Below are 13,457 nucleotides of genomic sequence, written 5' to 3'. Positions count from 1 at the left end.
CAGAGGTGGACGCTTAAGAGCGTGTTTCGCTTTTTGCATTTCGTCTCGGTCGGTGTACCTAAGATCTTCGCTTTTTTCTCCTGTTTCCTCTACGAACTATCCATGTTTTACCGAGTTTTAAATGCCTTAAAAGATTGAAGAATGTGATCAGTTACTACAGAGAAGAATATTTCCAGGCGTAGCGACTTGTGGAGTCCTACCAAGCGGAGAAGGGATTCGCGGGCAAAAGAAACGCAACGTGCCCTCGCGACGAAGCGGCTACCACTTTTGCGTTTCCCCGCGAATCCCTTCGGAGTGGACAGTCTCAGCCCCCAGCAGGACGGAGCCTGGAGCCTAGCATGGAAATATTCTTCTCTCCACCACAGCCACATCACACGCCCCAATAAAAAAGGCCCCGCCAAAAGGCGGAGCCATGTTTTCTCAATATATGGAGGGTTGTTTGAAAAATTATACCCAACCGCGGAAGCGAGAAGCCTCAGCCATTTTGCGGGCACCAACCATGTAAGCAGACAGACGCATATCAATGCGACGAGTTTGGGACATGGAGTATACATTTTCAAACGAACGAACCATTACTTTTTCCAACTTCTCTTCTACTTCTTCCTCAGACCAGTAGTAGCCTTGGTTGTTTTGTACCCACTCGAAGTAGGAAACAGTCACACCACCAGCACTAGCAAGTACGTCTGGAACCAGAAGAATTCCACGCTCAGTCAAAATTTTAGTCGCTTCCAGTGTAGTTGGGCCATTTGCCGCTTCTACTACGATTGACGCCTTGATGTTGTGAGCGTTTGCAGCTGTGATTTGGTTTTCGATCGCTGCAGGAACCAAAATGTCGCATTCCAGTTCAAGAAGCTCTTTGTTGGTAATCGTGTTGTTGAACAGTTTTGTAACTGTACCAAAGGAATCACGACGATCCAACAAGTAGTCGATATCCAAACCGTTTGGATCATGCAGCGCGCCGTATGCATCAGAGATACCTACAACTTTAGCGCCTGCATCATGCATAAATTTTGCCAAGTAACTACCAGCGTTACCAAAGCCTTGTACAACTACGCGAGCACCTTTTACATCGATGTTGCGACGCTTCGCTGCTTCACGGATGCAAATGGTTACACCTTTTGCAGTTGCTGTTTCGCGGCCATGGGAACCACCCAGCGCAATTGGTTTACCCGTAATGAAACCAGGCGAGTCAAATTCACGGATACGGCTATATTCGTCCATCATCCATGCCATGATTTGTGAGTTCGTAAAGACGTCCGGAGCTGGAATATCTTTAGTAGGGCCCACAAGCTGGCTGATTGCGCGAACGTAACCGCGGCTCAGTCTTTCCAATTCGCGGAAGGACATTTCACGCGGGTCGCAAATGATACCGCCTTTACCACCGCCATATGGCAGATCGACGATACCTGCTTTGAGGCTCATCCAGATAGAAAGTGCTTTAACTTCATCCTCAGTAACTTCCGGGTGGAAACGAATGCCCCCCTTGGTCGGACCTACTGCATCGTTGTGCTGTGCACGATAGCCCGTAAATACCTTTACTTCGCCATTATCCATGCGAACCGGAATACGTACAGTCAAAACGCGTAGCGGTTCCTTCAAGAGTTCAAACATCGATTCTTGGTAACCTAGTTTCTCCAGTGCTTCCTTGATCACCGTTTGAGTTGAATGGAGCAAGTTCAATGATTCTTGCTTTTCTTTCCCTTCGGTGCTTTCGGTTACCACGTCTTGATTACCCATTACTTACCACCTCAAAAATGTTTTCGGTCAATGCCGCCTTTAGTATACACGCTTGTATCATTTATGAGAAGCTTAAAAATGTTTTTTTTCCATTTCGAAAACGTTTTCGTGCCTTGTTTTGCATAATCATTCAATTATTTCCCATCCATTTTGAAATCGCTTTTACAGACTACATTTTGTACAAATTGCTTCAAATGCACGTCCAGCCATGCTTGTATTGTCCCCAAACTTGTTTCTTTCATTACAGGATTAGTGAATTTATGCCATAATGGATAACGTAATGTGGAAGTTTATTCATGGAGGTGTTTTTATGAAAAAAAAGTCTATCTTGTTTATTTTTGCCCATCCCGATGATGAAACGTTTGCTTGTGGGATTTCCATTTCCAAATATAGTGAGACCAAAATGGCCAGCACTCATCTCTTGTGTGCAACAAAAGGGCAAGCAGGAAAAGCTGGTGACCCCCCGTTATGCACACCAGAAGAACTCCCCCGATTTCGTGAGCAAGAGCTTCGCGACGCTTGTGCCATTCTTGGGTTCGATCAAGTAGACGTCTGGGAATATCAGGATAAGTTCCTAAACACAGTGCCCGTAGATGAGCTCGTTACTCGTATCCATCAGGCTATTCACCAGATCCAACCGGAAATTGTCGTCACGTTTGCACCGCATGGCATCTCCGGACATCCTGACCATTTGGCGATTAGTCATGCAACCACCCAGGCTGTCCTTTCTTTAGGCCCAGATACGAGCGTACGAAAGCTTTATTATGCGACTCGTTCATCCGACGAAGGATTTGGTACGATGAAGCCTCCCTTTACGGATCCAATCGAGAGCATTACGACGATCATTCACGCACCTGAATATATGCAAAAAGTAGCAGATGCCTTGCGGGCACATAGGACACAACACCTCTCAGTAGAACGCGTTTTCCCAGGTGTAACAAAAGGCGAGCACCATTCTGTTCCGCCAAACAACCATTACATCTTGGCTTGGCACAGCCTTCCGAACTATACCCTTCAAGGTAAAGAAGCTGACTTTTTTGAAGGCCTAGCATAATCTGTACAGACAGCAACAGCACCTAGTTGGTTGACTAGGTGCTGTTTTATATTCCCAGACATTTCTTTTTTGATTACGTGAAATGCCTGCATATTTCTTTTACAGCATCGTCGGCAACGATCACTTTCCCGTATTCCTCCAACACATAAATCGTTATCGGCGTCGCTTCTCCGTACTCAGAGAGGATCGCAATTAGTTTGTGATAACGCTCCTGATCCAAGTCGACTTCCTCCAGCACCAGATGATATTTCCCCTGGTAGAAGTAGGCAGCTCCGCCATTGGTCAAAAGAGCGTTAATGCGGTGGGCGGCTTCAACCATATGCTCAAAGTCCCGGAAGGCATACATGATTAAATCGCTTTCTTCCAACGTGACCTCTAGCTCGTATACATCCTCGTCTTCGAATTCTTCCTCTTTCCCGTCCTTTGAGCCCGTCTTGCCACGCGTTACGATTACGACCATTCCCTGAGCTGGCAAGGCGAACACTTCAACTGCAACAGGCCCTGATACCTCAAACCCTAATTCGTGATAAGCCTGTTCCATCATGTCGTTGAACAGTTCATGAACTTTAGGAATGTCACGCCACATGTCTTCTTTTTCTATCCCGCGCTCTGAGAGGTCGTCAAAAGTTAAAAAGATTCGTATTTTATCTTGACCAAGGCGTTCAACACGCATGACTGTCCCTCCTCGCCATCCAGTCGTACTACAAAATATGATGGTAAGCCTGTAAGAGTTCTCCACATTCTCCGGCGAATACCTGTTGGCATTCATCCATTTTTTGATGGACTGGAAAATACGGGGTAGTCCTATCATATCACATTTATTTACGGGAACAAAGCTACCATGACACCTACACAGCATTCGCTTATCGATGTCGAATCAACTCATGAAAAAAGAAACTTTGTTGTTGCCTGTCATTTCCTGCGCTTTCCCAGGAAAAGTTCCCCCTCATTGTTCTTTTTCTGTATTTATATTTGGCTCTGCTAGTTCGGGTTCCTTCTCGTTCATAAAGGTTTGTACATGAAAAAACGCCCAGAATCAGGCGTTTTTCTACGTCTCATATTCACGCAGCCGCTTTTGAATCCAAATAGCAGCCTGTGTTCCATCTCCCATGGCAATCGACACTTGTTGAGAATGCTCATTGATATCGCCAACCGCCCAGATGTTGGGATGATCCGTTTCTTTTGTTCGCGGATTCGTATGGATGTGGCCCTTTTCGAGGATTTGCACGGAAAAACCACGCAAAAGCTCTGTCAATGCATGAGCACCAGGAAAAGCAAGAAATGCTCTTTCCACAGACAACCGTTCACCCGAAGAGAGCTCGATTTCCTGCAATTGACCCGCCGTATGATGAAGGGTACATACTTTTTCTTTTCGATACATTATCCCTCGCTTGCTAAGTCCAGAGAGAGCCTGCGTATCCACCTGCACTTCTGCATGGTTTATGACTGTTAACCTGCTTGTATAGTAAATAAGTTCGTCCGCCATCGAAACAGCCTGAGGACCCGCTCCTATGATTGCCGTATCTTTCTCGACTGTTTCATAGCCGTCACAGTCGGGACACAAGAAAATCGATACCCCTACACACTCGGAAAAGCCAGGGATCGCTGGGAACGGATCACGAATGCCGGTTGCCAAAACCAGCGTTCGCGAAGTAAGCGTATGTATGCCACTTTTCGTACCTATCGAAAATAAACCGCTTGGGTCCGTAGAAAGCTGGGTTACCTCATCTGTTATCAAGGTTGCGCCGTATTTTTGTGCTTGCTCCCTGCCCGCTTGACGCAAAAAATCGCCACTAACCCCCTCCGAAAATCCGAGAATGTTTCGGTAGGCTTTGGCGATTGTTGATCGACCAGCTGGCATGTCAATGACTGCAACGCGCCGAAGGCATCTTGCAAGTTGAATCGCAGTTTGAAGCCCTGCAATCCCGCCGCCGACGATGACCGTATCATACTCCACTTGCATCCACCTGCTTATCCTTTTCCCGATAGCATTGCCAGTGAAGCACGATCTCATTACTGAACGAGGGGAACCAAAACAATTTTCCCTTCGACGAGCCCTGCTTCTGAATGAAGCCCGTTGTATGTTGCAATTCGTCTTACGTTCGAATTATTTCCGTAGTACTTTCGTGACAGCATAAACAACGTTTCACCCTTCTTCACCACATGCTTGACGACCTTTGACTTTGTTGTAGACGGTGTTGAAGCTTGCTTTCCCGGTGTAGCTACTTTAGTAGCAGAAGGACTCGCGATCTGGTTTGGCTTGTTTACTAGTGTACCAGTCGTAGTTTGGGCTGGGACTGGGCTCACTGCAGGTGTCTGAACGCTTGGGGTCGCCTTCACTACAGGCTCAACTGGTTTTGATTCGGTCGTTTTTGCTTTGGCAGGCGGGGTGTTCGCGCTTGCATTGGGATCAGGAGCAGAAGGAAGAACGACGGATGCTGGCTCCTTTTCCCCTGCCTTGCTTCCTTGCGAAGCGGTAATCGCTTTGCTAACATCCTTCACTTCAACACTACCAGTAGCTGCTGACTCGTGTGGGATATTGGCCCTGTACAACTCAAGACCAATCAACCCGAAAAAGACGAATCCAAACAAGTACAATCCAGGTTGAATCCACTTTTTAAACGAGAACGACGCTTTAGGGCGAGTATGACGGGAGCGTCGGGGTGGTAATGGATTATGCTCAAGATTCACTCTTCCTCCCCCTTTTTCTTGATCGTTTTTTGTAAATGAAAGGCTAGCATGACGTCAATAAGGATATGAGCCACAATCGAGGGCCATAGGGACTGATAGTAGGAAAACAAGACTCCCAAGATCCAGCTTGTACCAAATACACTTATGATCATGAGTGGTTTTTTCAAATAACGTACGTGGATCAGAGTAAAAATAAGACTGCTCCAAAAATTCCCGGTAAGCGTTTGAATGACTCCACGAAATAGCCATTCCTCTCCCACCCCTACTACCATACAGACGAGAATTGTGGTAGATGGTAACATGGCGCCAAAAACTTTTTCATTGATACTGCCATCATCTTGCCATCGCTTAGGCAAGGAACGATCCATCGCAATGCTCGCGATGATAATACCTGCGGCTACAACCACGGCCCACAGGACGGCATTCCAGCCTGGCAAAATAAACAAGGACAGAGTAGCATCCCAGCCCAGCACTAATAAGCTACCGGCAGCAGCCACTCCCATTACGATTCCTTGTGTCAACCATAGATTCAGCCGAAGAGTGGCTTCATCCACCTCTAGCCGATCTTCCCTCACTCGATGTTTCTCTCCTTTATTTGTTCGGCAAAAGAGTATCTAACGCCTGCCGCAAATTCCATTTGATTTGTTCATTCTTTGTGATTGCATGGTCATTCGTTTGGAAATACGCTTCCGTATTTAAGCCGCATTTCTTACAGCAGTACAGATCAAACTGATGATCATTTTCTTTGAAATACGTATTGATGCTCGCACGCAAACAGTTTTCTCCTCTAACGAAAGACACCATTTCTGCCAGCTTTTTTTGCTTAAAGCTTTTCCTTTTTTCCGTTTCCTGCCAAATCATTTGAGCCTTTGGATACGACTCTCCCGCAGCGGCAGCTTCGCATGAGGCCAGCACTCTTTCCGAATAAAAGCCAAGGAGTGCGCCCATTTCTTCGGATATGTCCATCATCGCCAAGGCCTCATTCGTCAAGGGTACTCCGGTATTGCACAACTGCTCGTATTTTTGAACTTGCACTTGTGTCGGGTACTCCTTCTCCAGCATGTGTTGGTGAATCTGCCAATCGTCCCACGAAAATAAAAGCAGCGCATAACCAGGCTTGCCATCACGGCCGATCCGCCCGATTTCTTGTGCGTATGCCTCCAAACTGGCTGGCATTTGATAATGGATGACGTAGCGAATATCTGGCTTGTCGATTCCCATACCAAATGCATTGGTTGCAATAATAACATCGAGCTCTCCTGCGAGGAATTGGGACTGGATCAGCATTCTCTCCATGCTATTCATGCCCCCGTGGTAACCGTGTACGCGTTTTTTTCCATCGAGTTGATAAGAGGCAGCCAACACATCTACCGCTTGTCGCGTGCTGCAGTAAACGATTCCTGGACCCTGCAGACGATTCATCTGATCAAATACATAGGAGCGCCTGTCTGTTTCCTCCACAACTTCAACCAGATCATAAGCGATATTCGCCCGATTAAGGGACTGCAACACAACATCTTCCTTTTCAATGGAAAATAAGTTGCAAATCTCCTCACGAACAGATTCCGTCGCAGTCGCTGTCACAGCCAGAACAGGAGGTGCTCCCAATTGTTTCACGACTTCAGGCAATCGCAGGTAATCTGTACGAAAATCATGTCCCCATTGCGAGATACAATGCGCTTCATCAATCGCGATCAGAGACACCCTCGCCCGCTTTAACACTTGTTGAACATAGGTCTGTTGAAGCTTTTCTGGAGAAATATACAACAGCTTGTAAGCACCTTCCGAGAGCCCTTTTAAGATTTCGCGGGACTCTGTCTGATCCTGCATGCTGTTCAAATAAGTAGCCGGAATTTTTTTTCGCGCTCGGAGCTGCTGCACCTGATCAACCATCAAGGAGATCAACGGGGAAACAACGACGGTCAGACCCGGCAAAAGCATTGCTGGCAGCTGATACGTCACTGATTTCCCGCCACCTGTTGCTAACAGCCCGAGAACACTTCGTCCATGCAGTAGACGTTCAATAATAGACTCCTGACCGGGGCGGAATGAGTCGTATCCAAAATGCAGCTTTAATCTGTCGTACATGAACTGTTTATTCATTTTGCCCCCCTTGTCGCTCGTGCCAGTGCCAATCGGATCTGCAAATACGATACTGTTGCCTCCAATTGATCCTTGATGAGCCGGAGTCTGCTTGTATCGAGTCGCTCACTGGTCTCCACGATCTTTTTTGCCAGCTCATTCGGCAAATACGTTGTCATATCCCATTCCGGACAGCGCAGGGCAATCTCTACCAAATGATCTTCTATTGTGCTTTCTTTCATTTGTCGTCTTTTCGCTATTTCTGTTTTGTCACAGCCAGTCTGAAGCAGTGCGTACGTTCGAGCAGCACTTTCGGTCAGGCGAGCATCAAGCTTGTGCGACTCTGTAACAAGTTTTGATAAAAGAGGATAATGATTGCTCTCTGCAAGCAGCGTCTGAATTGACGCGGCCAGTCCGTATCGAAATTGCAGCATGAGATAGCTGCGACTCGTTTGGCGAATCTCTGCTACTTGTCCCATGGTCTTGCCAACTTGTCCTGCTCCTGACAGTTGGCAAAATAAAAGCTCCTGCACACCTTCATCCAGAGGCTCCCACAATCGATATAACTCGTCAGACAATTGCTGTTTCCAAGTATTTCGCATTGCCCCATCAGCCAATTGGTTTTTTACCCAACGCTGTGCCGTCTTGTCCGAAACGACCGGAATGAAGCCGAGATCACCATGATGCATTTGCGAGATCGTCTGCACCATAAGATGAAGTCTGCTCCAAAACGGTTCGATTCGCTCCGCCAAGTCGGATTGGGTGAAAGGTGCGAACCACACATCAAACCGATATTTTTGGTACGTGTGTTTGGCATGCTGCAATCCACTATCAGAAAAGGTAAAGGTCGGCTTCCCGTTCGTTCCAACTGCATTAACAGGTAAAATCCAGCCCGCCTGAAATAAAGTTGAAACTATTTTCTCCCAATCCTCTCTTGGAAAACGAGAAAACATCCGATAATACGGATAAAGGGTATACAAATGCACATCTTGCAGTGTCTGATTGGCTTTTCTGCCACGCAGTATGTAGTAGGCTGATTGCAGCGTTCGTTCATTGGCCAGAGGTAACATGGCATTCAAGGCGACCGCACATAGAAGGTCCTGCTCCTCTGCCGCACTGTTCCGACTGTTCATTGGTACTCCTTACATCATTCTATATTTTTCAAAGCTCAAAGTAAGCGAAGTAAACTGCATCATTGTATTTGGAGGATAGTATGACAAAACGATTGAAAAGAACTGAATTTATGATGGCGTACATGATCATCATAACACTTGCATGCACGGTTGGTGGATTTTTTTTCGGGGCCCATTATATGAAGACACAACTGGAGTCGGAACAAGCCGCCGTACTCGAAGCTGAGAAAAAGGAAGCCGAAAAAGAAAAACTGCTACGTGAGCAAAAGCTGTACAACGAACAGGACTTTATCCGATTTTATTATGCCGTTTATGCACCGCTGCTTGAATTGAAGCAAGCACATTTTGATACGATGGATAAATGGAATCAAATGAACGAAAGTGAACGGACCGAAGGCTTGAAGCAGCTCAGTAAAATAGCTGACCAGACGAGGAAAGAGCTGGAGAAAAACGTTCCCTTGCCGACGTCACCCATGCTGAGACAAGCTCATGCCACCTTTACAAACAGTGTACGGGCGTATTTGGATAGTATGGAGCAGATTCGTTCCGATCAAAATAAGGCTACGCCTGCTTCCATTGGAGCTAGCCTGACACTTTTCCAAAATAACTGGCTAACTGCACAGGAAATGGTTTATCACTCCATCGCGTCATGGGAATCGGCTTATGTGGTGAAGCAAGCTATGCCGAAGCAATTACCTGGAACCGTTAACACCGCACAGTGGAAGCAATATCCGTTCCATTACCGCACCTATCTTGCAGCTGTTGCTATGTCAGCAAGCACTCAATGGAGCAGCTATAATCCGGAGGACCTGACTGCAAGACTTGATTTGCTCATCGCATCTAATGAAGTTCAGGCACTAGGAATCAAGGATTTAGCCGCTGCCGTGAAGATTTTGAACGCGACAGATGCAGTATCTGCGGGAGATTTTAAACGCTTGAATACACAGCTCTACTCCGTGCTGAAGGCACCTGAAATCCCTCTTTATAAGTAGTCGTACATTTTTAGACTGATTCAATCTTGAAATCTTGTCACCAAGAGCATACAATGGTCTATGATAGTGGACGTACCACTTCGGTATGGGAGGTGAAACCACGATGACTACATGGGTAGATAAAGATACTTGTATTGCTTGCGGTGCTTGTGGCGCCACGGCTCCTGACGTCTTTGATTACGACGATGAGGGCCTTGCGTTCAACAAGTTGGATGACAACTCTAACAGTGTTGAAATCCCGGATATCCTGCATGACGATGTTCGTGATGCTGCTGAAGGATGCCCGACCGACTCTATTAAAGTGGAATAGTATTCCATCTACTAATGGAAGAGACCTCTTACGTACTTCGGTATGTAAGAGGTTTTTCATTATGCCCTCCTTTCCTTTGCTGAACGATTGATCGGCAATTTTCCGTTCTTTCTTTTGAGATTTTTCGGTAAGATAAAAGCAACAGCAAAAACCGAACATTAAAATGCGTTTTTTCCATTTTTTGTGATGTCAATATCTTAATGTTCGTATTTTGGTCGTTTTTGATATGTATCAAGCGTTAAACTGAGTATTATTCACGAACGATAATCAATTTAAAATAAATAATGTTCATTTTTTCTCGTTTTTATTCTTGACGGTGTTATTTTGACGTGATATTGTAAGTACAAATCTTACGAAACACCTTATAAAACAACGGCGTTGACGAAGAAACGCTGTGATCGAGAAATCCCCAGAGAGCCGATGGTTGCTGCGAATCGGCGGTTTCTCCCACGGTTAAGCACTTCTGAGCTGCTGCGTTGAAAAGAGGGTTCACCTTCCCAGTAGACGCAAACGGTAGATCCGTTATCTCTTTTAGGTCATGTACCTACCAAGGCTCTTTTTTGAGAAAAAAGGAGCGAATGAGGGTGGCACCGCGAAGCAAAGCCTCTCGTCCCTCACTGTTCTGTAATAGGAGCAGTGTGAGAACGGGAGGTTTTTTTGATATGCACATATTTAGGAGGAGAGAACCATGTTCGCAGACAAAATGATCTTGAGAATCCCTGGCCCTACCCCTATTCCACCACGTGTCCAAACGGCGATGAGCCAACCGATGATTGGACACCGCAGCGGCAAATTTTCTGCCCTTTTCGCCCGTACTGCTGAAAGACTGAAGCCTTACTTTGGCACCAAGCAGGATGTATACATCTTGGCAGGTAGCGGAACGAGCGCACTGGAGATGGGCGTCGTAAATACGCTTCAACCAGGCGATGAAGCTGCCGTCCTCGTCAGCGGTGCATTTGGTGAGCGCTTTGCAAAAATTTGCGAGCGTTACGGTATCATCGCCCATCGCGTGGAAGTTCCTTGGGGCAAAGCTGTTACACCTGATTTGGTTGAAACATTCTTGCAAAAAAAGCCACAGGTAAAAGCCGTTTTCGCAACCTACTGTGAAACATCCACTGGGGTTGAAAATCCGATTGCTGACTTGGCAAAAACCATTCGCACACATTCGGACGCCCTCTTCATTGTGGATGCAGTAAGCAACCTCGGTGCGGTTCCATGCGAAATGGACGAGTGGGGTGTCGATATCGTGGTAACCGGCTCGCAAAAAGCTTTCATGCTGCCAACAGGTCTTGCTTTCCTCGCTGCGAGTGAACGTGCATGGCAAGTGATTGAGCAAAACAAATCGCTCGCCTTCTATTTGGACTTAAAAGCATACCGTAAAAGCTTGGCAGAGCAAACAACTCCGTATACGCCTGCTGTATCCCTCATTTTCGGTCTCGCCGAGGTATTGGATATGTTGGAGGAAGAAGGCTTGCCAGCTATCGTAAAGCGCCATGAACTGATGAGAGACATGGCTCGCGCAGCGATGAGGGCATTAAACATAAAACTGATGGCCGAAGATCAGTACGCATCGACGACCGTTACTTCTTGTGATCCAGCTGGAGTCTTTCATGCAGAAGCTCTCCGCAAAATGTTAACGCAGCAATTCAACATTACGATTGCTGGGGGTCAGCAGCACCTGAAAGGCAAGATCTTCCGTATCGGGCACATGGGTTATTGCGAGCCATTGGATGTTCTGCAAGTTATCTCTGCCATCGAATTGTCGCTTCACCAAATCGGTGCTCCAGTTGAGCTGGGTGCTGGTGTAAAAGCTGCTCAGGAGGTGCTCATTGCACATGTATAAAGTACTCATTACCGATCCACTTAGCGAATTTGGAATTCAACAGCTCTTGGACGCTTCTGATGTAGAAGTTGTTCGCCAAACAAACCTCTCCCCTGCCGAACTGATCAGTGTGATTGGCGACTACGATGCACTCCTCGTACGCAGCCAAACCCAAGTAACAGCAGAAGTCCTCGCTGCCGGCAAAAAGCTGAAGGCAGTCGGTCGCGCGGGTGTCGGTGTCGATAATATTGATATCAACGCTGCCACCCAAGCAGGTATTCCAGTTATCAACGCTCCAGACGGCAACACCATCTCTACTGCAGAGCATTCGTTTGCCATGCTGATGGCTGTCGCTCGTAACATCCCTCAAGCTCACAAGAAGCTGGTAGACGGTACATGGGATCGCAAAAGCTTCCAAGGGGTTGAGTTGAATAACAAAGTATTGGGAGTCATCGGTATGGGGCGTATCGGTTCTGAGGTTGCGAAGCGTGCGAAAGCATTTGGCATGACCGTTATGGGCTTCGATCCTTTCATGACCGAGGAACGTGCGGAAAAGATGGGTGTAACCAACGCAACTGTGGATGAAATTTGCCGCAAAGCAGATTTCATTACCGTCCATACTCCGCTGACGAAAGAAACCCGCCACATCATCAGCACGCGTGAATTCGCGAAAATGAAAGATGGCGTTCGCTTGATCAACTGCGCTCGCGGAGGAATCATTGACGAGAAGGCTCTCTACGAGGCGATTACTGCAGGAAAAGTTGCTGGGGCAGCTCTGGACGTTTTCGAAGAAGAACCACCTGTAGACAACCCTCTTGTAGGTCTGCCACAAGTGGTAACGACTCCACATCTGGGGGCTTCGACCATTGAAGCACAGGAAAACGTGGCTGTAGACGTATCGGAAGAAATCCTGAAGGTTCTTCGTGACGAGCCATTCAAAAACGCCGTGAATTTGCCTTCGATCCCTGCACATGTGATGGAAAAAGTCCAACCGTACTTCACGTTAGGTGAAAAGCTGGGCCATTTCCTTGCCCAAGTGACAGTAGGTTCCATTTCGGAGATTTCGATTAAATATAGCGGTGAATTGACAGAGGTAGACACATCCCCGCTGACTCGCACAGTCCTCAAAGGAGTACTGTCCTTCCGTCTAGGCGAGGAAGTCAACTATGTGAACGCCCCGATTCTCGCAAAAGTGCGCGACATCACCGTAACGGAGCAAAAGGCAGCGCAAAACAAAGGCTTTACGAACTTACTGACCGTTAGCTTGAAAACGACGCAAGAGACACGCACAGTGGCTGGAACGCGACTTAATGGTTACGGTGCGCGTATTGTGAAAATTGACGACTTTGCGATTGACGTAGCGCCTGAGGGCTACCTGCTCTACATTCACCACAATGACCGTCCAGGTGTGATCGGACGTGTCGGCTCCATCTTGGGTGAAAACAGCGTGAACATCGCAACGATGCAGGTAGGACGCCGTGATATCGGTGGAGACGCGATCATGATGCTCTCTGTCGACAAACCATTGACGCCAGAGCTTCTCGATACGATGGGCGAGCTGGCGGAAGTGAAAAGCGTTACACAAATCGAGCTGTAAGGTTATCCCTTTCACCTGAGAATAGACCTGGCCATATGC

12 protein-coding genes and 1 other annotated feature are annotated in these 13,457 nt (G+C 47.1%); of the genes, 5 read left to right on the top strand and 7 right to left on the bottom strand.

Annotation, left to right across the window (positions count from 1 at the left end):
* Window positions 1-447: 447 nt before the first annotated feature.
* Window positions 448-1,737, bottom strand: a complete 1,290-nt coding sequence (locus tag KB186_RS04800; RefSeq protein WP_007723992.1) for a Glu/Leu/Phe/Val family dehydrogenase — start codon at window positions 1,735-1,737, stop codon at window positions 448-450.
* A 310-nt stretch (window positions 1,738-2,047) separates the two neighbouring features.
* On the opposite strand from KB186_RS04800, the gene KB186_RS04795 reads away from it, so the two are divergent.
* A complete protein-coding gene (locus KB186_RS04795) occupies window positions 2,048-2,791 on the top strand; it encodes a PIG-L deacetylase family protein (RefSeq protein ID WP_173609535.1) in 744 nt (247 codons plus the stop codon).
* A gap of 73 nt (window positions 2,792-2,864) precedes the next feature.
* Here KB186_RS04795 and KB186_RS04790 read toward each other — a convergent pair whose 3' ends face one another.
* The 6 genes from KB186_RS04790 to KB186_RS04765 all read right to left on the bottom strand — a co-directional run bounded on the left by KB186_RS04790 (window position 2,865) and on the right by KB186_RS04765 (window position 8,697).
* Window positions 2,865-3,464, bottom strand: a complete 600-nt coding sequence (locus KB186_RS04790; protein WP_007723994.1) for a genetic competence negative regulator — start codon at window positions 3,462-3,464, stop codon at window positions 2,865-2,867.
* A 375-nt stretch (window positions 3,465-3,839) separates the two neighbouring features.
* Entirely contained in the window at window positions 3,840-4,754 is a 915-nt protein-coding gene (locus KB186_RS04785; RefSeq protein WP_173609536.1) for an NAD(P)/FAD-dependent oxidoreductase, read from the bottom strand.
* A gap of 50 nt (window positions 4,755-4,804) precedes the next feature.
* On the bottom strand, window positions 4,805-5,482 hold the full coding sequence (locus tag KB186_RS04780) for a LysM peptidoglycan-binding domain-containing protein (protein WP_221867117.1): 678 nt from the start codon (window positions 5,480-5,482) through the stop codon (window positions 4,805-4,807).
* Window positions 5,479-6,057, bottom strand: coding sequence for a CPBP family intramembrane glutamic endopeptidase (locus KB186_RS04775; protein ID WP_221867118.1), 579 nt, complete (start codon window positions 6,055-6,057; stop codon window positions 5,479-5,481). The genes KB186_RS04780 and KB186_RS04775 overlap by 4 nt, the downstream gene beginning before the upstream one ends.
* 16 nt (window positions 6,058-6,073) lie before the next feature.
* On the bottom strand, window positions 6,074-7,585 hold the full coding sequence (locus tag KB186_RS04770; RefSeq protein WP_232773180.1) for a RecQ family ATP-dependent DNA helicase: 1,512 nt from the start codon (window positions 7,583-7,585) through the stop codon (window positions 6,074-6,076).
* On the bottom strand, window positions 7,582-8,697 hold the full coding sequence (locus KB186_RS04765; protein ID WP_173609540.1) for a YpbB family protein: 1,116 nt from the start codon (window positions 8,695-8,697) through the stop codon (window positions 7,582-7,584). Before KB186_RS04765 ends, KB186_RS04770 begins: the two co-directional genes overlap by 4 nt.
* Window positions 8,698-8,777: 80 nt before the next feature.
* On the opposite strand from KB186_RS04765, the gene KB186_RS04760 reads away from it, so the two are divergent.
* The 4 genes from KB186_RS04760 to serA all read left to right on the top strand — a co-directional run bounded on the left by KB186_RS04760 (window position 8,778) and on the right by serA (window position 13,418).
* The gene (locus tag KB186_RS04760) at window positions 8,778-9,689 is read left to right on the top strand and encodes a hypothetical protein (RefSeq protein WP_173609541.1); all 912 of its coding nucleotides are present in this window, start codon (window positions 8,778-8,780) and stop codon (window positions 9,687-9,689) included.
* 103 nt (window positions 9,690-9,792) lie between these two features.
* Window positions 9,793-9,999: a ferredoxin gene (locus KB186_RS04755; protein WP_047068940.1), complete on the top strand. Its 207-nt coding sequence runs from the start codon at window positions 9,793-9,795 to the stop codon at window positions 9,997-9,999.
* Window positions 10,000-10,368: 369 nt separating this feature from the next.
* Window positions 10,369-10,617: a binding site (T-box leader), on the top strand.
* Window positions 10,618-10,687: 70 nt separating this feature from the next.
* Window positions 10,688-11,842: a pyridoxal-phosphate-dependent aminotransferase family protein gene (locus KB186_RS04750; RefSeq protein WP_232773179.1), complete on the top strand. Its 1,155-nt coding sequence runs from the start codon at window positions 10,688-10,690 to the stop codon at window positions 11,840-11,842.
* Window positions 11,835-13,418 (top strand): phosphoglycerate dehydrogenase, encoded by a 1,584-nt coding sequence (gene serA / locus KB186_RS04745; RefSeq protein ID WP_221867121.1) that lies wholly within the window; start codon window positions 11,835-11,837, stop codon window positions 13,416-13,418. Before KB186_RS04750 ends, serA begins: the two co-directional genes overlap by 8 nt.
* The last annotated feature ends 39 nt before the right edge of the window (window positions 13,419-13,457 follow it).

Source organism: Brevibacillus sp. AF8, from assembly GCF_021270385.1.
In the GTDB taxonomy this organism is placed as follows: Bacteria; Bacillota; Bacilli; order Brevibacillales; family Brevibacillaceae; genus Brevibacillus.
Note: the sequence above shows the minus strand (reverse complement) of the source record. Positions and strands in the feature narration are given on the sequence as shown.

Excerpts from the sequence above, each read along its gene's own strand:
- KB186_RS04800 (WP_007723992.1), bottom strand. The coding sequence starts at position 1,737 with ATGGGTAATCAAGACGTGGTAACCGAAAGCACCGAAGGGAAAGAAAAG.
- KB186_RS04795 (WP_173609535.1), top strand. The coding sequence starts at position 2,048 with ATGAAAAAAAAGTCTATCTTGTTTATTTTTGCCCATCCCGATGATGAA.
- KB186_RS04790 (WP_007723994.1), bottom strand. The coding sequence starts at position 3,464 with ATGCGTGTTGAACGCCTTGGTCAAGATAAAATACGAATCTTTTTAACT.
- KB186_RS04785 (WP_173609536.1), bottom strand. The coding sequence starts at position 4,754 with ATGCAAGTGGAGTATGATACGGTCATCGTCGGCGGCGGGATTGCAGGG.
- KB186_RS04770 (WP_232773180.1), bottom strand. The coding sequence starts at position 7,585 with ATGAATAAACAGTTCATGTACGACAGATTAAAGCTGCATTTTGGATAC.
- KB186_RS04765 (WP_173609540.1), bottom strand. The coding sequence starts at position 8,697 with ATGAACAGTCGGAACAGTGCGGCAGAGGAGCAGGACCTTCTATGTGCG.
- KB186_RS04760 (WP_173609541.1), top strand. The coding sequence starts at position 8,778 with ATGACAAAACGATTGAAAAGAACTGAATTTATGATGGCGTACATGATC.
- KB186_RS04755 (WP_047068940.1), top strand. The coding sequence starts at position 9,793 with ATGACTACATGGGTAGATAAAGATACTTGTATTGCTTGCGGTGCTTGT.
- KB186_RS04750 (WP_232773179.1), top strand. The coding sequence starts at position 10,688 with ATGTTCGCAGACAAAATGATCTTGAGAATCCCTGGCCCTACCCCTATT.
- serA (WP_221867121.1), top strand. The coding sequence starts at position 11,835 with ATGTATAAAGTACTCATTACCGATCCACTTAGCGAATTTGGAATTCAA.